Genomic DNA, 20,646 nt, shown 5'->3' on the forward strand with positions numbered 1-20,646 from the left:
TGAGGGGGCGTCGTTATGGCTGACGTGATCGAGCAGATCAAGACGGAGCTGGGCGGCGCCTCCGCGCTCACCGACGCGCAGCTCGATCTGTGGGTGTCGGACGCGCAACGGCTCATCCAGCGTCGCATCGACAAGCTCGGGGTGACGCTGGCGCCCGATGATCTCGCGGCGCTCACGCGCCTTGCTGTCGTTGCGCACGCTCGCAACCCGAGCGGCGCGGCGCAGTACGACGTGGCCCTCGACGATGCTCGCGTGTCTCGGCGCGTGAGCGAGTCAGCGGGGCGCGTCGCCATCGACGATGACCTGTGGGGCATGTTCGGGCTCGACGAGCCTGACCTCTCCGGCGGGTGGTCGGGCAGCATCCCGTACGCAGGGAGCTGGCGATGAGCGACCTCGGCTGGGTCGCGGGTGACGTCGCGGCCGGCGTTTCCGACCTGCGCGCACTGTCCGAGTCCCTCATGGTCGATGAGTGCCGCGTCGAGGTGCCTGGCGGTGTCGTGACGGACCCGGACACGTTGCAGGACGTCGTGTCGTGGCGTGTGTTGTACGAGGGTCGGTGTCGCCTGCAGCGTGTGAATGTGCAGGCGTCTGAGGTTGAGGCGGCTGCTGCGTTCGCGGGTAAGACGCCGACGGATTTGCGGTTGCCGCTGAGTGCGCCTGAGTTGCCGAATGGGGTGCGTGTGACGGTGACTCGGCATGCGCGTCTTGTTGGTCGTCAGATGACGGTGAAGGGTCGCAGCTTCCAGACCTTTGAGCGTGATGCTCGGTATGCGTGCGAGGGGGTGGATTGGTGACGACTTTGCCTGAGCTTGCGGCGGCGCTTGGTCGTGTGTCGACGGTGCGCGCTGTGGTGCCGGTTGTGCAGGCGTCGAAGGTGGCGGCGACGAATGTCCTGAAGCAGCAGGCGTCCGGGCATCGTCATGCGGGGGGCTTGCCTGGCGCGATGAAGGGCGAGTCCATTCTCGGCGGTCTCGGTTATGAGTCCGGACCGGAGGCGCGTGGTGTCGGCAAGCTCGAGAACCTGTACTACTTCGGCAGCTCGCGGATGGCGCCGCAGATCCCTGATCCGGTTATCGCGTTGCAGGCTGAGGCTCCCGTGGTGGAGCGCAAGATCGCGGACGCGGTGTGCGCTGAGATCGTGAGGCGGCTGTGAGGCCGGCGCTTCCTGACTCGCATGCGCAGGCGCTTCTTGCCGCGGTGAAGGCTGCTGTCGGTGGCGTCGTGGCGTATCTCGATGAGGTGCCGGATGATCCGCCGTACCCGTACGTCGTGGTCGAGTCTGATTCGGCGCAGTCGTCGCCGGAGTCCGTGGGCGACGTCAACGAGCTCGGCACGTTCCATCCGCGCATTCTCGTCGCCGCGTTGTCGCCGGCGAAGGTGCGGCAGGTGCGCGATCGTCTCGAGGCGCTGTATGACACGGCGACGCCGCTCGTCGGCGGGCGCCTCGTCGAGGTGGAGAAGCTCGTCGCCGGCAACATCGCGCGCGACCCCGACCTTGCGCGGCCCGTGTGGTGGTGCCGCGATCAGCTCGAGGTGCGCTCGTACGCCGCCTGACCCGACCGAACAACGAACAGAGGGCCGTCCCGATGGGGCGGCCTTTCGCATTCCCAAGAAAGGCCCGACATGGCTGATCTCGACGGATTCGTGGACGCGTACGACGCCGCCAACCACGGCAAGAAGGTGCGCGTCCCCGAGCACTTCCTGGGCGATGACTCGCCCTTCCCGAACCTGCGCGCGACGCCCCTGTCGCGTGGCAAGAAGTCCCCGGACGCCGGGGCAACAACCGACTCTGAGGAGAAGAAGTAATGCCCCTGGCTCTGGCGGCCGGCACGACGAAGCTGGCCCTTTTCTCGTCCATCCCCGGCGCGACCGATGCGGAGCGTAAGGCTCTGCCGGTGGCCACCTTCACGGGCACGGGTGTCATCGACGCTGCGTGCCGGATCGCGAAGTCTGACTTCAAGCTCGGCGCGAAGGAGGACAAGACGGTCACCGACCCGGCACTGTGCGATCAGGTCGAGTCCGAGGTGCCGACGTTCGCGCAGTACGAGGGCAGCATCACGCCGTTCCGCTACTTCAAGGACGGCAAGCCGGAAGCATCGACGGCCCCTGGCGGTGAGATCGGTGACGCGGTGTACCAGGCGCTGAAGACGATGGGCACGCGCCTGTGGATCGCTCGTCGCGACACGTCGAAGAAGTCGACCGAGGCGTGGGCGCAGGGTGACGAGTACGAGCTGTTCGAGGTCGTCACTGGCTCCCCGCAGCAGGTCGAGGGTGAGGGCTACATCAAGCGTCCGATCACGCTGTACGTGCAGCGCGCCTGGACGGGTGTCGTCGCGGCCTGACCGCTCCCCCATTCACCCCGCCCGCGACCACCTCTGCCGGTCGCGGGCGGGGCTTCCACACCCTTAAGGCGGAGGGGTCTCTAGCAGAGGAGAGATGGACATGAGCAAGAAGCAGAGCGCGAAGACGGACGATTTCAAGCTGCCTGAGTGGCTCGCCGACGACGAGTACGGCTCGGAGACGTTCGAGGTTTTCACGCACCCGAAGACGAAGCAGTACTTGCAGGCTCGTGCCGCGCATGATGTGGCGCGCGACGAGTTCGACAAGCTGGAGGCGGAGCTGCTCGCGCCTGTCGATGAGGAGCTCGCGCCGGACGTCGCGGTCGGGGACATCGACCCGCGTCAGGAGCGCCTCGAGGCGCTCGCGGTCGAGATCGGCGAGGCTGTGGCGAAGGTCAACGAACTCGCGCCGGCGGTGCGTGAGACGGCGCACGAGATCGTCGTCGTGGACAAGCTGACGCTTGACGAGCTCAGCGAACTCGGCAACCTCGAGTCCGAGGGGCCGTTCATGGAGCTGCTCGCGCAGGTCGCGACGATCGACGGGGACGAGCTGCCTGCCGAGGGGTGGCGCAAGCTGGCGCGCAAGTGTGGCGTCGGGCAGTGGGCGAGCCTGCAGCATGACGTCCTGGATTACCTGGGTACGCCGGGGGTGACGCCGGATTTCTCGCCGCTCACCTCGCCGACCATCCGCGAGTAGTCGATTACGTCGAGGCGGCGCGCTCGTGGGGTGTGCCGCCGTCGACGCTGATCGGCACGGGCCAGGGTGAGTGGACGGACAAGGATCGTCTGATTGCGGTGGCGCTGCATCTGCATGAGCGGTCGCTGTGCTCGGGGTGTTCGGGGCCGCTTGCTGAGTGGGATACCGAGCAGGACTACGTGCCGCAGGAGCACACGTGCCCGAAGTGTGCGGCGCAGGAGAAGTACCGCGCCGAGCATGACCATCCTGAGCCGGGCGTGAAGGTTGCGTTCGTGAAGGAGAGTCCGGAGCCGGACGTCGACGACGAGTTCGCGCCGGTCTTCGAGTGACTACCGGCCGATGCGCTGGTCGCGTTTCGCGTGGCCCCACCACAGGGCGCCGCACGCGACGGCGATGACAGCGCAGATGAGCGCGCTGATCGGTGCTGGCCGGCTCGCGTTCTGCGCGGCGAGCAGCAGGAAAACGGCGGTCAGGGCGGCGAACGCGTCGCGCGACTTCAGCATGACCCAAACCTAACTGAACAGGAGGCCGCTGTGGCGATTCAGCGTTCCGTGGTGATCCGTCTCGTCGCTGACGTGCGTGGCATGTCGGCGGGTATGGATGAGGCTGAGCGGTCGGTGACGCGTCTGGATCGTCGTGTGGCGGCGATGACGCGTGCGGTGCGGGCTGCTGCGGCTGAGTCGGCGCAGGCGTCGCAGCGTGTTGCGGCGGCGAGGCGTGTTGAGGCGTCGATGACGGAGCGTGCGGCTGCGGCTGAGCAGCGGGCGACGTCGGTGCGTGCGGCTGCGTCTGCGGCTGCGACGCGTGTCGGTGAGGCTGAGGCGCGCCTGGCGGATGTGCGTGCGGCGGGGACCGCTGAGATGGCGTCGCGGGTCACGGCTGCTGAGGAGCGCGTGACGAGCGTGCGCCGACAGGCGGAGGCTGCCGCTTCTCGTGTCGGGCAGGCTGAGGCTCGCCTGGCGGAGCTGCGTGCTGGCGGCGCTAACGTGTCGGCTGCTGAACTGAGTGCGGCCGAGCGTCGCGTGGAGCAGGCGCGCGCCACGGCTGCTGCTGCGGCTGATCGGGTGGGCATTGCCGAATCGCGCCTAGCCGAGCTGCGTGCCGCTTCCGGCGCATCTGCCGCCGAAGTCGCTGCGGCTGAACGTCGAGTCGAGGCTGCGCGCGCACGTCACGAGGCGGTGACGAATGCGGCGGCGTCGGCTGAGCAGCGGTTGACGGCGGCGCAGGAGATGCAGGCTCGTGCGGCGGCGCAGGTGACGGCTGCTGAGGAGCGCGCGACGGCTGCGACGAACGCTCACGCGGCGGCGGCTCAGCGCAGCATCGCGCGTACGCAGGCGTGGAATGCGGCGGCCGGGAAGATGGCGATGGTCGGCGGCACGATCGGCCTCGGTCTCGGTCTTGCAGTCAAGCAGTTCATGGATTTCGACGAGGCCATGTCAGGTGTGCGCGCGAACTTGTCGGGCACGCCCGCTGAGATGGATGCCGTGCAGAACGCGGTGCGCCAGGCGGGCGCCGCGTCCGTTTTCTCGGCGACAGAGGCCGCGAACGCTGCGGAGGAGCTCGCGAAGGCAGGCTTGAAGGCGGCGGACATCACTGGTGGCGCGCTCACAGGTTCTATGGATCTCGCGGCGGCCGGTGGCGTGGGTCTTGCTCGCGCCGCTGAGGTCGCTGCGACCGCGATGGCGCAGTTCCACCTGAAGGGTCAGGACGTCGCGCACATCGCTGACGTCATGGCTGCCGGTGCGCTTGCCTCGACTGCATCCATCGACTCGCTCGCGCAGGGTATGGCCCAGGGCGGTGGCATGGCTGCGTCGCTCGGCATGAGCCTCGAGCAGACCGTCGGAGCCCTGAGCCTCTTCGACCAGAACGCGCTCAAGGGCAGCGACGGCGGTACGTCGCTGAAGACGATGCTGATGTCGCTGACGCCCAACTCAGAAGCCGCTGCGACGGCGATGGAGGACATCGGCCTGCAAGCGTTCGACGCGAACGGCAAGTTCGTGGGCCTCACGTCTGTCGCCGAACAGCTCAAGAATGGCATGAAGGACATGGGCGAAGAGCAGCGTCTCGCCGCCCTCAAGACCATCTTCGGTGCCGACGCAGCCCGCGCCGCGAACGTCCTCTACCAGGAGGGCGCCGCTGGGCTGCAGGACTACATCAACAAGGTGTCGGAGTCTGGTGTGGCGGCGCAGGTCGCTGCCGCGAAGCTCAACAACGCGAAGGGTGACCTCGAGAAGCTGAAGGGCGACTTCGAGAATGTCCTCATCGGAGCGGGTGAGGGCGCGAACGGCCCGATCCGTGGCCTGATCCAGAACGTCGACAAGCTGGTGTCTGCCTTCGGCGAGCTTCCCTCTGGCGTGCAGTCGGGCGTTGTGCAGATCGCGGCGTTCGGGTCGGCGGGTCTTCTTGCGGCGGCTGGTGTCATCAAGATGGTGAACGCGATCCGGTCGATTCGTTCCGGCGTCATGACGGCGGCCGGCGCGCTGCGTGACGGCGTTGGCGCTTTCACGAGCTGGGTGCGTGCGGGCGACTCGTCGGGCACGATGCTCGCGGGTCTGCGTGGCCGCGCAACGCAGGCAGCTAGCGCGATCCGCAACATGGGCGTCGTCGGAAAGGTGGGCCTGGGTCTACTCGCTGCGGGTCTCATCGCAGCGGGTGTCGCAGCGGCGACAGCTGGCCCGCAGATCGACAACTTCGGCCGCTCTGGCGCCGACCTTGGACGCGATTTGCGGACTGCTGCGGACGGCGGCAAGAACTTCGACAGCATCTTCTCGAACATGTCGCTCGCGGCTGCACGAGACCAGTCGCTCTCGCTGTCTGAGGCGACGAAGCTCCTTGGCGGCAATTACGACAAGGTTGACGACAAGGCCGACAAGTTCTTCACCGGCATGCTCAAGGGCGTGGGCGCCGCGAGCGGTGCAGCCAACTCGCTCGAAGCCGTCAAGGGCCGCTTCAAGGGTGTCGGCGATGAGCTTGCGTCGCTGGTGCAGGGTGGCCGTGCCGACGAGGCTGCACGTCAATTCTCAGCCCTGGCGCAAGCGATGGCTAAGAATGACACGGGCCCAGGCTGGGACAAGTCGACCTCTGCCGCAGATCGTTACAAGGCCGCTACGAAGGCCCTCATGGGTGCGATGCCCGGCTATTCGGACGCCCTGGCCCGCGCCTCCACCGAGCAGAAGAAGAACGCGGACGCGACAAACGCGGCGGCGCTCTCCGCGGTCAAGGCCGGCAACGCGAACGATCAGCAGAAGAAGTCTGTCGACGACCTCGCTGACTCGTACAAGAACCTGAACAACCTGCTGTTGCAGCAGCGAGCCGACGCGCGCGGCTATCAGGCGGCGTTGGATGCGGCGACCGATGCGCTCAAGGAGAATGGGCGCACTCTCGACATCACGACCGAGAAGGGCCGCAATAACCAGGAGGCCCTCGACTCGATCGCGTCGTCTGCGGGCGAGTGGGCAGCGAGCGTGCTCAAGTCGACCGGCGACCAGCAGCGCGCCAACTCGATCCTGCAGGACGGGCGCCAGCAATACACCGACATGGCGATGGCGATGGGGAGGGGCCGCGAGGAGGCGACGAAGCTCGCCAACGAGATGGTCAAGATCGACGGGGTCAACACCGTCGATGTGAAGGTCGACGGCGTAGAGGCGGCTATCTACGGCGTCAACGCGCTTGGCGAGCAGGTCATCCGCCTCAAGGGCACGAGCCTAGAGATTCCCGCGTCCGTCGAGAACGGACCGCAGGTGCTGCAGATGATGGCCGCGATCAAGGATCTTCGCCTGTCCGAGGACGGCAAGACCATGACGGTCACGGCCGAGGCAATGAAGGTGCCTGAGACAAAGGCTGCAATCGAGTCGGTTCCTGGCATCGTGCACAACAAGGATGGCTCGGTCACGGTCGATGTGAAGGAGCTCGGCGCCGACGTCGCGAACAGGGCGATCGGCGAGTTGTCGACCGTCGCGCGGATGGCGAATGGGCAGATCGTGCACATCCCGGCCGGCACGAATGCTCCTGCCATCAAGTCGCTCATCGAAGGGCTCGGCGCGAAGTCGGTCGAGGTCAACGGCACGCAGGTGAAGATCAACACGAGCGCGCCGCTCGCGAACGCTGACCGCGAGAAGATCAACAAGCTCAAGGGCGCCGCGGTCAGCGCCAACGGCACGATGGTCACCATCGACTCGAAGGCGATCACCGGCCCAGCGCTCGCTGACTTGAACCGGCTAATGTCGGCGGCGCAGAACAAGACGGTATGGATCACGACGTACACGCAGACGATCCCGGTCGGCATCCGTAACCCGAATGCGGCCTCGAATGCTGCAAGTGGCGGCGTGACCGGCCTCCCGATGCGTGGCGGCGCGACAGGTGGCGCGATCAGTGACCTGTCGAGCCTGCCACGTTTCGCTTCCGGTGGCTATCTCGGGCGGATCAACGGCAAGCCGTACGGCTGGCAGGACGGTCGCGATGGTGGCCGTGTGCGCGGCCCTGGAACGGCGACGTCGGACCAGGTTGTCACGATGACTTCGCGCGGCCTGGTGCGCACCGCGAATGATGAGCACATCATCGCTGGTGACGAGGTCGCCGGCTTTGGTGGGCACGCAGGCATCTACCGCATGCGACAGATGGCGAAGGCCGGCGTCTTGCGCCGGTTCGCGTCTGGCGGGTCGGTCGACGATGACTGGACGCCTGACATGTCGGGCATCATGGCGTACGCGGCGTCGCTGAAGGTTGACCCGAGCGCGCTCACTGACCAGCGTAAGAAGGTCGCTGACCAGAGCACGGCGCTGAACAAGGCGATCCGCGATCTGCGTGCGGCTCAGGCTGGTGTGCGTGGCAAGTCGGGTGCGGCGCGCGTGAAGGCTGAGAACGCGGTTGCGACGGCGATTGAGCGTCAGGCGAAGGCGCAGCGTGACCTGAACGACGGCAAGGCGAAGCTGAACCAGATGTCGGCGGGCGCGAAGGCGGACACGACGACGCGGTTCATGATGGGCACGACGTCGCAGAACGCCCTGAGCAAGCGGTTCCTCGACAACATCGAGCGCATCCGCAAGCGTGGCTTCCCGCGCCTCGCACGCTCACTGCTCGAGCAGGGCGACAGTGACGCGCAGGCCATCGCGCAAACACTCTCGGGCGGCTCCCTGTCGCAGCTCAAGTCCGCGCAGGCGGGCCTCGACACGTCGGACAAGCTCGCCGACCGCAAGGCGCAGATGCTCGACGACCTCAAGGGCGTCACCAGTGGTGGTCTCGCCGAGTCGGCGCAGGCACAAGCGAACGCGCAGTTGATCGCGATGCAGGCCGCGAATCAGCGGATCGCGTGGGCGTCAGGGCCGACGACGGCGCGCCTCGAAGCTCGCTTGGATGTGCTCGCCGACGCGATCCGGTCGCAGCCGGCACCGATCGTGCAGGCGTCGCCGGTGAAGGTCATCACACAACTCGATAGTCGTCCCATCGCCGAATCGACGTTTGGTCATGGTGCGCGCGAAGCACAGTGGGGCTCTGTCCTGCCTGGCGCTGAAGGAGGATGGTGACTCGTGGACCTCATTCCCGAGGACGCACACAAGCTGTTCGGAAATGGCCGGTATGACAGTTTCCCGCTGATCGCGTCGCGCGGCGATATTGTGCTCGCGGTGTGGCGCTCAGCGACGAAACACGACATCGACCATGACAGCTTCTTGCGGGGCGCCATGAGCACCGATGGTGGGCGCACCTGGAAAGATCCCTTCGTCCTGTACGACGACAAGGACCCGCTCATCGAGATCGGTAACGGCGGTGTCGCGTGGGACGCTACACGCCAAATGTGGGTCGTGATGGTCTTGACGGAGCATTACGACTCGGCGTCGTCGACGAATGTCGCCCGTCGCGGCGCGCACACGATCACGTCGCCGCTTTTAGCGACGGGCTCGTCCTGGTCGAAGCTGTCACCGGAGCTGCCCGTCTCGGCGGCCGCATGGTGGTACGGCAGCGAGCTCGCCATCGGCGCCGATGGGCTGTGGGTCGCAGTCGGCTACGGGCGCATGGACCCGTCCCCGTGGGGCCGTCCGATGACGCTGACGAGCAGGGACGCGGGCAAGACATGGTCTCCACTGACGCCTGTGGCCGATCTCCCGTCGATGGGCTTCTCTGAGACGCCCGTCATCCAGCTACCGTCCGGGTCGTGGCTCATGGCGATGCGCTGCGACTCTGACACGACGATTCACACGGCGACCAGCGATGACGGCGTGACGTGGACATACGCGCAGCCCGTCCTCGGCGGATACTCCGGCTATCCCGAGCTGGGGCAGGCCGGCGACGGCACGCTCGTGATGCTGCTACGTGACGGGTCGAATGGGCCGGACCCTTTCCACGGGTCGTGGGCGTGGGCGTGGTCGCAGGACGACGGCGAGTCGTGGTCGGTCGGGACGGATTTCCCTGGCGATGGCAAGGCGATGATGTACGGCGGTCTAGCGCAGACCGCCGATGGGTCGCTCGCGTGCGTGTTCGCTTCGGAGGACGACCCGTCGCAGCCGTGGAAGTCCGCGTCGGTGTACTGGACGCGCTTCGTCGTGAGCCGTCTGACGGCGACGCTGGAATGGCTGCCCGTCTCGCCGGGTGTCTCTGTGCCCAGGGTCACGATCACGGGTGCGGGCGCACTCAGCGTCGACCGTACCGTCGACGACGCCTGGACAGGTGAGCAGATCGTCGAGGGCGTCCGCTTCCCCTCGGACACCGAGCAGGGCACGTGGTGGGACTACGAGCTGCAGCAGGGCCAGTCGACGACGTACTCGACGGGGCCGCGCTCCACGGGCGTCGTCACGATGCCGACGCTGCCTGGGCCGATGCTGATCCACCCGACGCGCCCCGAGCTGTCGCTGCGTATCGACGTGCTACCCGACGGGTCGCGTGACCTGCCGATCGACGTGGACGTCACGGCGGTGCCCGCACCGGCCAGCTCGGATGAGCGCCCGCAGTACCCGATTGTGTCGACGTCGGGAATGCTCGGCGGGTTCGTCGGATCGACGCAGATCCGCACCCGCACCTTGAATGAGGAGCGCCGCCTCAGGCAGTGCTTCGCGGGGCTGTCGCCGCTGTTCTTCTCCCACCATCGAGGCATGGGTTTCCCGCCGTGGATCAGGATCACCGCGCTGACGTGGGAGCGATTTGTGAATCACTGCACGGACCCGCTCGCGTCGTGGGATGACGACGACGACATGTCGCAGTGGCGGAACTGGACGATCAAGTGGGTTGAGCAGGAGCGGCCCTCGCCGACGATGCTCCGCCCGCACCGCCGCATCCGCGACGTCAACCGACCCTTCGACACCATCGCAGCAACGATTGAGGACTCATGAGCGACAACACCATCACCCCGGACACCGCCGTCGAGCCAGTCACCGACGGGCACGAGCCCGCACCGGACGAGACGCAGAACCTTCCTGCGGTCGATACGTTCCGTGCGGTGCGCAAGCTCACCGCCGCGGAGGTCGAAGCGCCGGGTGCCCTCGACAACGCGAAGCAGGCCGCCTATCGCGAGGCCGTCATGCTCGCTACCCATGAGGGAGCGCGTGAGATGCCGCTGAACAACAGCATCGACGAACTCGCAACCCCCGACGGCGTCGGCGGCATGACGATCGAAGTCACGATCACCTGCGACATCGAGTAGCCGCCGCGCCGCACAACCAGACAGTCACACCCACCCCCTGAGGCCGCCCCTGACCGGGCGGCCTTTCGCATGCACGAAAGGCGGTCGGGCATGGCTCTGACGGGCGCACAACTGAAGAAGGCCTTGTCGTCGGTTGGTGGCGGCTCGGGCATGGTCGCCAACGCCGATCAGCTCGCGAAAGGTGCGAATGACGCGATGCGTCGTGTCGGCTGCAAGACGGTCACCGAGTGCGCGCTGTTCATGGCGACGCTCGCGCAGGAGTCGGCGTACTTCCGCACGGCAACGGAGTACGGCAGCGGTCAGCGGTACGCGCCGTACATCGGCCGCGGCTTCGAGCAGGTCACGTGGCGCGCCAATTACGCCGCGTACGGGGCGTGGGCGAAGAGCAAGGGGCTCGTGTCTGACGCAAACCTGTTCGTGAATCAGCCCACCCGGCTCGCTGACTCGGCGCACTGGTGGATGACGGGCGTGTGGTACTGGACGATCCCGCGCTCGTGGGGCCAGTACACGTCGCTGATCGACGCTGCACGAAAGACGGGCTCGATCTGGACGGTGTCACGCGCCGTCAACGCGGGCGACCCGAACAGCTCGATCACACCGTGGGGCATGAACGAGCGCATCGCGATGTTCGAGGCGTTCAAGGCGCTCGGCCCGTCGATCGTGCCGGGCTCCACGTCCACGCCGACGTCGACGCCCTCGAGCGTCCCACCCGAAGCGATCCCCGCGTCCGTTGCGACGGTGACGGCCGCGATGACTGCCCTGTACAACCGCGACAAGGGCGTGTACTGGGGCAACGGGTGGCGCGGGTGGCGTGAGCTGCCCGACGGCATCAGCTCCGGCGCGTGGTGCGCCGCGTTCATTCAGCTCGGCCTCATCAAGGCGTGCGGCTACAACTGGGGCAAATACTGCAGCGCTCCCGCCTACACGGTCGCGCTCGATCAGTGGATGCGCCGCTCGCCCATGTTCACGCAGACGTCGTACGCGAGCGCACGTGAGGGCGACATCGTCTTCTTCCTCAACTCGGCCGGCCCGTACCACGTCGAGTACGTTCGCCGCGGCCCGTCGTCGAGCACGTCCCACGACATGCAGACCATCGGCGGCAACACCTCGACGCCCGGTATCAGCCAGTCTCTCAGTTCCGGTGGCACCGCCGCGATGAAGACGCGCGACGACCGCTACCTGAAGCTGCGCATCTGGCGCCCCACATACGTTTCCGCGACCGAGACGCCCACCGACACGACGCCCCCTGTCGAGGAAGACGCACCCGCACCATCGGGTCGCCCAACCCTCGACATGGCAGACATTCCCGACGCGCCGCTGACGACGATGAACCCGATCGACGAGCTGCGCGTCAGCGAGGCTTTCGTCGAGTCGTTGCATTCGTCGGCGGCGAAGGTGTGCAAGGTCGACGCCTACCTTGGCCGTGACCTCATCCTGTCGGGCCTGCCCGTCGTCGCGTCCGCGTCGAAGATCAGCGTCGACGCGAACTCGACGGTGCGCCGCCAAGCGAGCCTCGAGTTCGCGCTCGACCAGTGGGGCGGAGCGTTCCGTGACCTGTGGGACGTCCTCGCCTACCCCGGCATGCGGCTGCGGGTACGCTCCGGCTTCTCGTGGGGAGGCTCCGAAGAAACCGTGCCCGTCGGTGAGTTCCTGTGCGACGACCCGCAAGTCGAGTGGCCGTCCGGGCGCATCAAGGTCGAAGCGCCCGACACGATGGCCCTCGTCGGCATGTGCGGATTCGGTGGCATCACCAACTTCGCCGGATATACGCACCTCGACGTCTTTCGCTGGCTCATCGCCGAAGCCGACGCCGGCGCCGGAGTCATCGACCTGTCCGGCGGTCTCGCCGACGCAAACAACATCCCCTTCGTCACGAAGGATGCGACGCCGACGGCGCGCATCGACATGATTACCGAGCTCGCCGCGTCGATTGGCTGCGAAATCTTCAAGAGTCCCGTCGCTGGCCTGTATGTCGTGCGGCCGGTGCAGACGCCGGGTGTCGCGTCACGGTGGACGACGCGGGTGGGCCAGGACTTGACGCAGGTCACGAAGCAGGCGAAGAACAGCAGCGTGAAAAACGAATGGCACGTCGTGTCCGAGCGCGCCGACCAGGGGCGTGGGCGTGGCATATGGCGCGACACGAACCCCGACTCTGCGTCACGCGTCGACGGGCCATTCGGGCGCCGCACCGGCATCTATACGACGTCCCTCATCGACGCCGACGACCGGGAAGCACTCGAAATGATGGCCGCCGCGCTCGGCGCCCGCTCAATGGGCTCAGCCGTCGACATCTCATGGAAGGCGCTCGCCAACCCGCTCATGGAAGGCGGCGACGCCGTCGACGTCATCACCGACGAACACGCCTACGGGTGCGTCGTCGACCGATTCGACATCCCCCTGGGCGCGCAGCGCGTCACCGACGCGCAAGCACGCTCACTGACCATCCCAGGAGTGACGACGTGAGGACACCCCAATATCGGCGGCCACGCTCACAAAGCGTGCACGGACGCCTGTCATGGGTCGACGACACACCAGACCCGGTCACAGGCAACCGTGAACCCGCGCTCGTCGTCATCGACGAAGGCGAGACATACGCCGTGCACCCCGTCGGTATGACCGCTGCCGTCGGCGACATCGTCGCGCTCACGTGGGTCGGTGACACGCTGCTCATCGCGGGCGTCATCGCACATGCCCCGAAGGAATCCATCCCACCAGCCGAGGAGGCGACCGCATGACCGCGCCGAGCAAAGAGACCGGCCTGACATGGAGCGAAGGCTCCGACCTCGTCAAGAGCATCCCCGCGACCGAGATGATGCGCGACCGGCAGCTCGCGGGGATGCTGACCCTCACGGCGGTCAGCGAGCAAGACTTGCTGTCGCGCTTCTCGTCGCTCGGCACGAACGACTACCGCCGCGTACGCATCCCGGCCCTGAATCAGATCCGCGAGTGGGACGGGCAGCAGTGGCTCATCTACGACACGAAACCGATCCGCGTCACTGACAGCCCCGCCTACCGCCTGTGGTACTCCGGCACGGAAGGCACAGTGACGAAGCCCGGTTCGGGCGAGCTGTGGTTCGAGTATCAGCGCCAGGGCCGCACCTTCAAGTGGCAGCTCTTCTTCAAGCGCGCCGAGGATTCCGATGTCGGCGGCGGCGTCTACTACTTTCAGAGCCCAGTCACGGTACGCAACTACCCGAGCGTCAGCGACAACGCTGGCTGGGTGCGCGCGAATGGCCAGTGGGAGACGCCAACGCGCGTGGTGTGGGTCAACGCGTCCCGATTCCGCCTCGTCGCCGACAGCAACACCGCCATCAGCACAGGGTCGCACTCATGGGCGGCCGGACACATCATCACTGCAGGCGGCGTCGCCTGGGTCGGAGGCTACAAGTGAGCACCATGAAGACACTCATCATTCGGCCGGCCGACGTCAGCCTGAACCCGCTCGGCGATGGCTCCAACGTCGCTGGCGTCGAGGTGACAGTCGCCGCCGACCGCGACGTCGCCCTCAGCGACGGCACCTTCATCGCAGGGGGCGTGCCGATCGTCGCAACGAGCATGCCGACTGCCGGCCTGCGCGTGCCCATCCTCGCGAACGATGACCCGAGCATCACGATGGGCGCCGGTTTCAGTCTCGTCGTGACGGCCCGCTACTCGCCGCGGTGCGGGGTGCACGGTCGGCCGCAGGAGATGGTGCGCCGCATCGTCATCACCAGCGCCGACCCGGCCGTCGTCAACTTCGCCGACACGAAACCCGTCAGGCTCGTGCCCTATTACATGCGCCCGTCGGAGTACGTGGCATCGCTCGAGGCGCAGGTAGCAGCCCTTGAGCGACAGGTGAAGTCACTGCAGGACGAGGTCGCATACCTCATCGCGCACGGTGGCACGCCTCCCGTGACTTCGCCGTCAACCCCGGACGTCACCGCCACCGACCTCGGCGGCGGCGTCCTCGACCTCACCGGCCCCGGCGTCACCGTCAACACCGACGGCACCCTCACCCTCACCGGAACGAACGTCGCCACCGACGGCGCCGTCGTCACGATCATCTAGGAGCACTCATGGCACAGGTCTACTCGAAGACGCAGACTGACACGCTACTCGCTGGCAAGGCCGATTTGGATGGCATTGATCGACGCACACTCAACGCCGATCTTGCCCTCGACCCAAGCTCGTGGGACAAAAAAGTGGTGCGCGCTCTCGTCCTGACACAAGATGCGACAGGAAGCAGAAAAGTTACCCTCGCAGGCAAGCAGGTCGCTGTGGATACGACGGCGAAGTCTGAGACGGTGCTTGCTGCAGTGTGGACAGGCACGACGTGGTTTGTGCGCTCATCGGCTGCCAGCGCAGTTTCGGTGACGCCTGCTCCGGAGTGGTCAGCCGGGACAACTGCTACGACAGGTTCACCTACGGACACCTCGGTTGTTGTTTCCTTCTCCCAGGACATCCCGGCAGGCACCCTCCAGGCGCGCTACGGCTCCACGGACTCGTGGCGCACTGTCATTAAGTCGGGACGCAACGTCACTCTCGGGGAACTTTCTCCGAGTACGTCATATGCTGCACCCGAGTTCCATGTAGTCAACGCAAGCGGTGAGTCTAGCGTTATCGCGGCCCAGGCTTTCACTACGCTGACGAAGGCGAAGTCTTGGACGCAGGGGCTCCTCGCGACGTTCACTGCACCAGATGGAACCCTCATCGAGAACTACACGCCCGAGAAGGGTGGGAAGTTTACGCGGGACAACACGAAGGCTGCTGTCAAGATCGTCGGCGGGCAGACACAGGTTGAGTACACGGGCACCAACTATGCATATCAGACGCTCAAGTGGGGGACATCGAACGGAGACTTCAACCTCCGCATTCGAGTGAAGTACAGCGGCATCTCCAGCAATAACGGCATCGTCGTCGGAGCTGCTGCGGCCCGCAACGGTGGAGCAGACTCGGGTTCAACCGGGATCGCTATTAACTCGTCTAGCATTAGCGCACCGGGAGGTGGTACGTGGACGGAAAAGACCGGAAACACTGGCGGGGTCCCCGAAGCTGGTGAAGTTGTTATGACCTTCTCCGGCTCTACTTACGATGCTCTCACTATCACTCTCACTTCTGAGGGGACGAAGGTGCGTGAGTGGACTGGATCGTGGGCGACGAACTACGGTATCCCGCTCTTCCTTTATCGCATTAGTCTGGGTATCGGCGGCGGGAATATTCACGCCGATTCACCTGTGAGCGCTACACATGTCGATGAGGTCGAAGTGGGGTACTGGCGGTGAAAGATGCATCTATTCTTTTTGCCCTGCTCGGCCAGGATGCGGATACCCCCTCGAGGCCGTGGGTACCACCCACGGCCTCTAATCCGCCCCCTGGAACATCTACGGATGAGTCAGTGACGTGGCCGAACCTCATCGGGGATGACACGACGCTCTCTGTACGTCCGATTGACTTCACGTCGATAGCGACGATTCGCCTGTCAAAGACGGGTGGCGATGCCTCTACATTTCACGATGCAGTCGTCCTTGCGTCAAATCGTCAGAACGCCTACCTGTACTCGGTTGGGCGCTCGCAGGCTACGGCGACACCGAATGATCGAGTCACGATCAGCGTTGAGCCGGGTGAATACACCGAGCCAGTGTCGACATTGCTTCCCCCATTCCTATCGGTAGTCGCATCAGATCCCACACCGGGGAAGACGTCCATCGAGTACGGACTCGAAGTGACGGGAGGTCTCTACTGGGAGGGAGTGGATGTCGTCAATCCGGATACTGTTCCGTCGTTCGATCCGAAATACGCCTTCCACGTCTACGCAGGCTCGACTATGACATTTACACGTTGCACTATGACGAATAAGGCCACCAAATCGGGCGGCTACCCCACGCCCATCGGTATGGACGGTGAGCAAGGTGCGACCCTACTCTTGCACCGAGTAACACTTCTGTCTGGCTTCTATACCAACCTGCACGGTCGGGGACTAGGCGCGTGGAGTGCCTCGAAACCGGGCATGACGGTCATCTTCAACGAATGTTCTTTCAAGGGTGGAAGCTTCTATTATGACGCACTGAACGACTCGACGAAGGACGAGCTGTGGGTGCAGAACTGCACGGGCCGAGCCGTCGGCCTTAGCGGGAAGTCGACCACCGCGCACGTTGCTGGCAGCACTTTGGACACGCCGCCCACTGTCACGTCAGTACAGACGAGCATGGCGGGTGTCCTTGGCACGCTGGACTCTCGCTCTGACTGGCCTGTGCCCCACGGCGGTCTCTCAGCTTCCGACCGGGCGAAATACGGAGTGTGACACATGATCCGCTGGATACGCGCCCACGCCGACCCCGACGACCGGGAGGCCAGTGATGCTTGACGCTGTCCCCTGGTCAACGCTCGGCCCGGCAGGTCTGCTCGCGCTTGCGGTGCTGCTCATCATCCGCGGCGACCTCATCCCCCGCAAACATTTCGACGAGATGGTCGCCGACCGCGACTTCTGGCGCGAGCTCGCACAGCGCAAGGACGTAGCCCTCGACGAGATGACCGAGATCGCGCGCACCAGCGGCCGTGTCCTCGACGCGCTGCCCGCCGCGACCGAAGCCGCGGCCCGCACGCAGGAGGCGGAGCGGTGAGCGGCCCCCTGGCGCGGCTGTGGCGGCTTGCGGCGCCCACCAGCGCCGACGAGCGCGTCGCCGCCGAAAAGCGCACCCGCGAGCAAGAGCGCCTCGCCCGAGTCGAAACCGGCCGCCACCGCTGGCACCGCGAACGCAACCATTTTTCCGATCGTCTCGCGATCGCCATGAGGGGAGAATCCAGGTGGAACTGATCCTTGCCATCGTCACGGTGGCGGCCGCTATCACGATCACCGTCTTCATCGCACTGTTCTCGACCGTCCGATGGGAACGGACCGGCGTGGGCATATCCCTCATGGCCGTCAGCCTCGCTACTGCGCTCATCGCGTGGATGAGTGTTGCGCGACGCTGGGACGAGATGCATGGCAACGTCGATTGGGCTACAGAAATCCAGCCGGCCCTCATCCTCGCGTGGATCATCGTCGGCGCCGTCTTCGCCTGGCGCATCCGAGAGTTCCTCAAGGGGCGTGGCGACGATGACTGACATCGCCGTCACACTCACCGTATGCAACCTGGTCGGCCTCACCCTCGCGGTGCTGCTCGCCTGGGCCTCCCGACACTCGTACACCACACCCGAAGGGCGCGCCCGCATCCTGTCAGCCATCACCGTCGGCGCATTCGCGTTCACCGGCCTCGCACGACGCATCGACCATCCCGATATCGAGCAAATCACTCTCGGAACGTGGATCGTCGTCATCACCGCAACGGCCTGGAAACTCGCCGACCAGCGCAAACGCAACCGAGACACCAATCCACGCCCCACGAAGGAGAAGTGATGTCCCTGCCAATCACGTCCGTTCCGTCCCCGAACTTCACGCGAGGCCGCGCCCGTAACGTGCGCCTCGTCGTCATCCACACCGTCGAGGCCCCCGAGCGCGGCACGATCGCCGAGGATGTCGCCCGCAACTGGTTCGCGAAGTCTGAAGCCAAGTCGTCGTCGCACTACATCGTCGACAACGACTCGATCGTGCGCTGCGTCGACGAAGCGAACACGGCGTGGGCCGCCCCGGGCGCGAACGCTGACGGCATCCAGATCGAACACGCCGGCTACGCCGCGCAGAACCCAAGCCAGTGGGGCGACGACTACTCCCGCGCGATGCTCGAGCTGTCCGCGCGCCTGACCGCTGACCTGTGCCGCCGATACGGCATCCCCGCCGTGCACCTGACGCCCAGCCAACTCGCGGCTGGCGCGCGCGGCATCATCGGCCACATCGACGCGACGAACGCGTACGGCCCCCGAGGCGGGCACACCGACCCCGGCCCGTCCTTCCCGTGGGACGCCTACCTCGAGCTCGTGCGCAAGCACATGCTCGGCCAGGTCACGCCCACCGTCGCGAGCAACACGTTCCCGCTGCCCTCCGGCCACTGGTACGGCCCCAACGACGGCACGGTGCGCTCGCACTCCGGCGTACGCGTCGCTGACAAGGGCATCGTCGCCCGCATCCAGAAGGCTGTCGGCGCCAGCGCGGACGGCATCTACGGCCCCGCCACGAAGGCGAAGGTCGCCGCATGGCAGGCCGCGCACAAGCTCACGGCTGATGGTCTGGTCGGCCCCCTCACGTGGAAGGCGATGAACGTCTGATGGTCGATTCCGCATGGGCTGACTCCAAGCTCGCAGCCGCCCACCTCCTCGCCGCCGTCACCGACCTCAAGGCGCTCGGCTGCTACGCGCTCGAGTACCCGAAGGCGAACCCCGGCTACCACATCGCCAACTCTCGCCACGCCTCGACGGGATACGGTGGCCGCGCGTGCGCAGCCGACATGAACCGCGAGCCGCGTGGCGTGAACTCAGAGGACGAGCGCGCCTGGTTCGAGAAGGTCGGCCAGCACATCGCACGAGGCCACGGACTCTCGGTGACGTGCGGGCTGTACGGCTACGTCGTCAACCACGTCGGCGCCAACATGCATTTGCACATCGATGACGGCCCTTTCATGAATGACGGCTCTCGCCCGAACTCGCCCGAGGGGTGGCGCAACCCGAACGCGGCGCGTCCCACCCTCCCCGCATGGCCCGTGCGTGCCTTCCAGAAGCAGCATGGCCTCGTCGTTGACAATATTCCTGGAAAGCTGACGACGGCCGCCCTGCAGCGCGCCGTTGGTGCGACGCCCGATTCGATCTGGGGCAAGGCCACGACGGCCGCGATTCAGAAGAAGGTCGGCGCCGTCGTTGACGGCATCGCAGGCGGCGAGACGTACTTCAAGCTCGGCGTCGCCATCGAAGGAGGCGCACTGTGACGAGCACCGACAAGATGCCGACCACGAAAGTAGCCGTCGGCGGTGCAGCTGGTCTCATCGCGGCGCTCATCATGTGGGCGATCAGCGCGTGGGGTCTCGACGTCCCGGCTGAGGTGCTCGCATTCGTGCCGACGATCGCAGCGTTCATCGCCTCGTACCTCACCCCGGACAAGCTCGTCGAGTACGGGCGCATCCTCAGGGACAGCGAGGACGCACACAAGGGCCGCCATGCCGATAACGGCAATGGGATTCCTGACGATGCCGGCGACCACCTGCAGGTCATCCCCGCCGACCAGGCGGCGAGCGAACCCAAGGCCGACACCGCACGCTGACGGCACCTGCACAACGAAGCGCCCCTCGACTCCACCACGGAGACGAGGGGCGCTTTTCGTGCGTTCACAGCACCCGCTCCACCATCGCCCCAGCGAGCGCCGACACCGGCACCCCATCCGCGCGCACGTACACGCGATCGCCCGAGCGCATCACCGACTCGACCACGACCACGTCACCATCCATGACGACACGGTCGCCCGAGCGCAGATCAGCGGCCGACACGACCTCGACGTCCTGCGAACCGTCGCCCTCAGCGGGCGGCGTCGGGGTGGGGTGGGAGTCGATGTCCATCAGGGCGCGCCCTCAGCGCGCACCGCCTCCAGCAGTCGGCGCACCATGACCCGCAGCCCATCGAAGCTTCCGGGCATGAACTCGACAGCGGCGAGCCTCTGCACCCGCCACGCCTCGTTCGACGTGGCGCCCTCATCGCGGGCAATGCGATCAACAAGCTCGAGCGTCGTCATCGGGCCAGCCCATGCCGGGTAGTCGAACATCAGCCCTCCTTCGGGAACAGAACCTCTTGCGCACGCTCGGCCAGTGCGTCGCGTTCGAGCCACGTGCCCGCCCCGCCGTACGAAGCCAGCAGTTCGTCCATTGCCTGCTGGTAGTGAGCAGCGCACGTGTAGATGGTGTCGACCAGGCTACGTGTTCGCCGTACCTCCGGGCTGAACGAATCACCTCTGCTTGTCGTGGAACCGCCCACCGCCATGGTCGTGGCGTCAGCGTCGCAGTAGTGACAACCCGCCCTGAGGGTCTGCTTGCCCGTCTCCGTCGCGGCGGCCTGCTCTACAGCGATTCCATCCATGCGCGTCT

28 protein-coding genes are annotated in these 20,646 nt (G+C 66.1%); 24 read left to right on the forward strand and 4 right to left on the reverse strand.

The window, feature by feature from the left end:
- Window positions 1–15 precede the first annotated feature (15 nt).
- The 8 genes from ABH936_RS09625 to ABH936_RS09660 all read left to right on the forward strand — a co-directional run bounded on the left by ABH936_RS09625 (window position 16) and on the right by ABH936_RS09660 (window position 3,365).
- Window positions 16–387, forward strand: a complete 372-nt coding sequence (locus ABH936_RS09625; protein WP_404603141.1) for a hypothetical protein — start codon at window positions 16–18, stop codon at window positions 385–387.
- Window positions 384–794, forward strand: coding sequence for a DUF6093 family protein (locus ABH936_RS09630; protein WP_404603142.1), 411 nt, complete (start codon window positions 384–386; stop codon window positions 792–794). The genes ABH936_RS09625 and ABH936_RS09630 overlap by 4 nt, the downstream gene beginning before the upstream one ends.
- Window positions 791–1,153 carry a hypothetical protein gene (locus ABH936_RS09635; protein WP_404603143.1) on the forward strand — a complete coding sequence of 121 codons (363 nt, stop codon included), beginning with the start codon at window positions 791–793 and terminating at the stop codon, window positions 1,151–1,153. Before ABH936_RS09630 ends, ABH936_RS09635 begins: the two co-directional genes overlap by 4 nt.
- A gap of 44 nt (window positions 1,154–1,197) precedes the next feature.
- The gene (locus ABH936_RS09640) at window positions 1,198–1,554 is read left to right on the forward strand and encodes a hypothetical protein (protein WP_404603144.1); all 357 of its coding nucleotides are present in this window, start codon (window positions 1,198–1,200) and stop codon (window positions 1,552–1,554) included.
- A gap of 69 nt (window positions 1,555–1,623) precedes the next feature.
- A complete protein-coding gene (locus tag ABH936_RS09645; protein WP_074039940.1) occupies window positions 1,624–1,806 on the forward strand; it encodes a hypothetical protein in 183 nt (60 codons plus the stop codon).
- Complete coding sequence (locus ABH936_RS09650; protein ID WP_404603145.1) at window positions 1,806–2,342, forward strand: hypothetical protein; 537 nt, start codon at window positions 1,806–1,808, stop codon at window positions 2,340–2,342. The genes ABH936_RS09645 and ABH936_RS09650 overlap by 1 nt, the downstream gene beginning before the upstream one ends.
- 100 nt (window positions 2,343–2,442) lie before the next feature.
- Window positions 2,443–3,036, forward strand: a complete 594-nt coding sequence (locus ABH936_RS09655) for a hypothetical protein (RefSeq protein ID WP_404603147.1) — start codon at window positions 2,443–2,445, stop codon at window positions 3,034–3,036.
- Window positions 3,037–3,068: 32 nt separating this feature from the next.
- The gene (locus ABH936_RS09660; protein WP_404603148.1) at window positions 3,069–3,365 is read left to right on the forward strand and encodes a hypothetical protein; all 297 of its coding nucleotides are present in this window, start codon (window positions 3,069–3,071) and stop codon (window positions 3,363–3,365) included.
- Here ABH936_RS09660 and ABH936_RS09665 read toward each other — a convergent pair whose 3' ends face one another.
- The gene (locus ABH936_RS09665) at window positions 3,366–3,539 is read right to left on the reverse strand and encodes a hypothetical protein (RefSeq protein WP_404603150.1); all 174 of its coding nucleotides are present in this window, start codon (window positions 3,537–3,539) and stop codon (window positions 3,366–3,368) included.
- A gap of 30 nt (window positions 3,540–3,569) precedes the next feature.
- Here ABH936_RS09665 and ABH936_RS09670 point away from each other — a divergent pair, with 30 nt between their 5' ends.
- The 16 genes from ABH936_RS09670 to ABH936_RS09745 all read left to right on the forward strand — a co-directional run bounded on the left by ABH936_RS09670 (window position 3,570) and on the right by ABH936_RS09745 (window position 19,832).
- Entirely contained in the window at window positions 3,570–8,558 is a 4,989-nt protein-coding gene (locus ABH936_RS09670; RefSeq protein ID WP_404603151.1) for a phage tail tape measure protein, read from the forward strand.
- A gap of 3 nt (window positions 8,559–8,561) precedes the next feature.
- Window positions 8,562–10,355: a sialidase family protein gene (locus ABH936_RS09675; protein WP_404603153.1), complete on the forward strand. Its 1,794-nt coding sequence runs from the start codon at window positions 8,562–8,564 to the stop codon at window positions 10,353–10,355.
- Window positions 10,352–10,666 carry a hypothetical protein gene (locus tag ABH936_RS09680; protein ID WP_404603155.1) on the forward strand — a complete coding sequence of 105 codons (315 nt, stop codon included), beginning with the start codon at window positions 10,352–10,354 and terminating at the stop codon, window positions 10,664–10,666. The genes ABH936_RS09675 and ABH936_RS09680 overlap by 4 nt, the downstream gene beginning before the upstream one ends.
- A gap of 90 nt (window positions 10,667–10,756) precedes the next feature.
- The gene (locus ABH936_RS09685) at window positions 10,757–13,129 is read left to right on the forward strand and encodes a hypothetical protein (protein ID WP_404603156.1); all 2,373 of its coding nucleotides are present in this window, start codon (window positions 10,757–10,759) and stop codon (window positions 13,127–13,129) included.
- Between the two features lie 35 nt (window positions 13,130–13,164).
- The gene (locus ABH936_RS09690; RefSeq protein ID WP_404603157.1) at window positions 13,165–13,401 is read left to right on the forward strand and encodes a hypothetical protein; all 237 of its coding nucleotides are present in this window, start codon (window positions 13,165–13,167) and stop codon (window positions 13,399–13,401) included.
- Window positions 13,398–14,057, forward strand: a complete 660-nt coding sequence (locus ABH936_RS09695; RefSeq protein ID WP_404603158.1) for a hypothetical protein — start codon at window positions 13,398–13,400, stop codon at window positions 14,055–14,057. Before ABH936_RS09690 ends, ABH936_RS09695 begins: the two co-directional genes overlap by 4 nt.
- Window positions 14,058–14,062: 5 nt before the next feature.
- Window positions 14,063–14,713, forward strand: a complete 651-nt coding sequence (locus tag ABH936_RS09700) for a hypothetical protein (RefSeq protein WP_404603159.1) — start codon at window positions 14,063–14,065, stop codon at window positions 14,711–14,713.
- 8 nt (window positions 14,714–14,721) lie between these two features.
- Window positions 14,722–15,927 carry a hypothetical protein gene (locus ABH936_RS09705; protein WP_404603160.1) on the forward strand — a complete coding sequence of 402 codons (1,206 nt, stop codon included), beginning with the start codon at window positions 14,722–14,724 and terminating at the stop codon, window positions 15,925–15,927.
- A 113-nt stretch (window positions 15,928–16,040) separates the two neighbouring features.
- A complete protein-coding gene (locus tag ABH936_RS09710) occupies window positions 16,041–16,946 on the forward strand; it encodes a hypothetical protein (RefSeq protein WP_404603161.1) in 906 nt (301 codons plus the stop codon).
- A gap of 55 nt (window positions 16,947–17,001) precedes the next feature.
- Entirely contained in the window at window positions 17,002–17,265 is a 264-nt protein-coding gene (locus ABH936_RS09715; protein WP_404603162.1) for a hypothetical protein, read from the forward strand.
- Window positions 17,262–17,459: a hypothetical protein gene (locus ABH936_RS09720; RefSeq protein ID WP_404603163.1), complete on the forward strand. Its 198-nt coding sequence runs from the start codon at window positions 17,262–17,264 to the stop codon at window positions 17,457–17,459. Before ABH936_RS09715 ends, ABH936_RS09720 begins: the two co-directional genes overlap by 4 nt.
- Window positions 17,450–17,749 (forward strand): hypothetical protein, encoded by a 300-nt coding sequence (locus tag ABH936_RS09725; RefSeq protein WP_404603164.1) that lies wholly within the window; start codon window positions 17,450–17,452, stop codon window positions 17,747–17,749. The genes ABH936_RS09720 and ABH936_RS09725 overlap by 10 nt, the downstream gene beginning before the upstream one ends.
- Window positions 17,742–18,041, forward strand: coding sequence for a hypothetical protein (locus ABH936_RS09730; protein ID WP_404603165.1), 300 nt, complete (start codon window positions 17,742–17,744; stop codon window positions 18,039–18,041). The genes ABH936_RS09725 and ABH936_RS09730 overlap by 8 nt, the downstream gene beginning before the upstream one ends.
- Window positions 18,041–18,847: an N-acetylmuramoyl-L-alanine amidase gene (locus tag ABH936_RS09735; protein ID WP_404603166.1), complete on the forward strand. Its 807-nt coding sequence runs from the start codon at window positions 18,041–18,043 to the stop codon at window positions 18,845–18,847. The genes ABH936_RS09730 and ABH936_RS09735 overlap by 1 nt, the downstream gene beginning before the upstream one ends.
- Complete coding sequence (locus ABH936_RS09740; protein WP_404603167.1) at window positions 18,847–19,500, forward strand: peptidoglycan-binding protein; 654 nt, start codon at window positions 18,847–18,849, stop codon at window positions 19,498–19,500. Before ABH936_RS09735 ends, ABH936_RS09740 begins: the two co-directional genes overlap by 1 nt.
- Window positions 19,497–19,832 carry a hypothetical protein gene (locus tag ABH936_RS09745; RefSeq protein ID WP_404603168.1) on the forward strand — a complete coding sequence of 112 codons (336 nt, stop codon included), beginning with the start codon at window positions 19,497–19,499 and terminating at the stop codon, window positions 19,830–19,832. Before ABH936_RS09740 ends, ABH936_RS09745 begins: the two co-directional genes overlap by 4 nt.
- Before the next feature lie 64 nt (window positions 19,833–19,896).
- On the opposite strand, the gene ABH936_RS09750 is transcribed toward ABH936_RS09745, so the two are convergent.
- The 3 genes from ABH936_RS09750 to ABH936_RS09760 are packed head-to-tail and all read right to left on the reverse strand — an operon-like array spanning window position 19,897 to window position 20,638.
- Complete coding sequence (locus ABH936_RS09750) at window positions 19,897–20,124, reverse strand: hypothetical protein (protein ID WP_404603169.1); 228 nt, start codon at window positions 20,122–20,124, stop codon at window positions 19,897–19,899.
- The gene (locus ABH936_RS09755) at window positions 20,124–20,327 is read right to left on the reverse strand and encodes a hypothetical protein (RefSeq protein ID WP_404603170.1); all 204 of its coding nucleotides are present in this window, start codon (window positions 20,325–20,327) and stop codon (window positions 20,124–20,126) included. Before ABH936_RS09755 ends, ABH936_RS09750 begins: the two co-directional genes overlap by 1 nt.
- A complete protein-coding gene (locus tag ABH936_RS09760) occupies window positions 20,327–20,638 on the reverse strand; it encodes a hypothetical protein (protein ID WP_404603171.1) in 312 nt (103 codons plus the stop codon). Before ABH936_RS09760 ends, ABH936_RS09755 begins: the two co-directional genes overlap by 1 nt.
- Window positions 20,639–20,646: the final 8 nt, after the last annotated feature.

The organism is Dermacoccus sp. GAS27A (assembly GCF_044909235.1).
GTDB classification, from domain to species: Bacteria; Actinomycetota; Actinomycetes; order Actinomycetales; family Dermatophilaceae; genus Dermacoccus; species Dermacoccus nishinomiyaensis.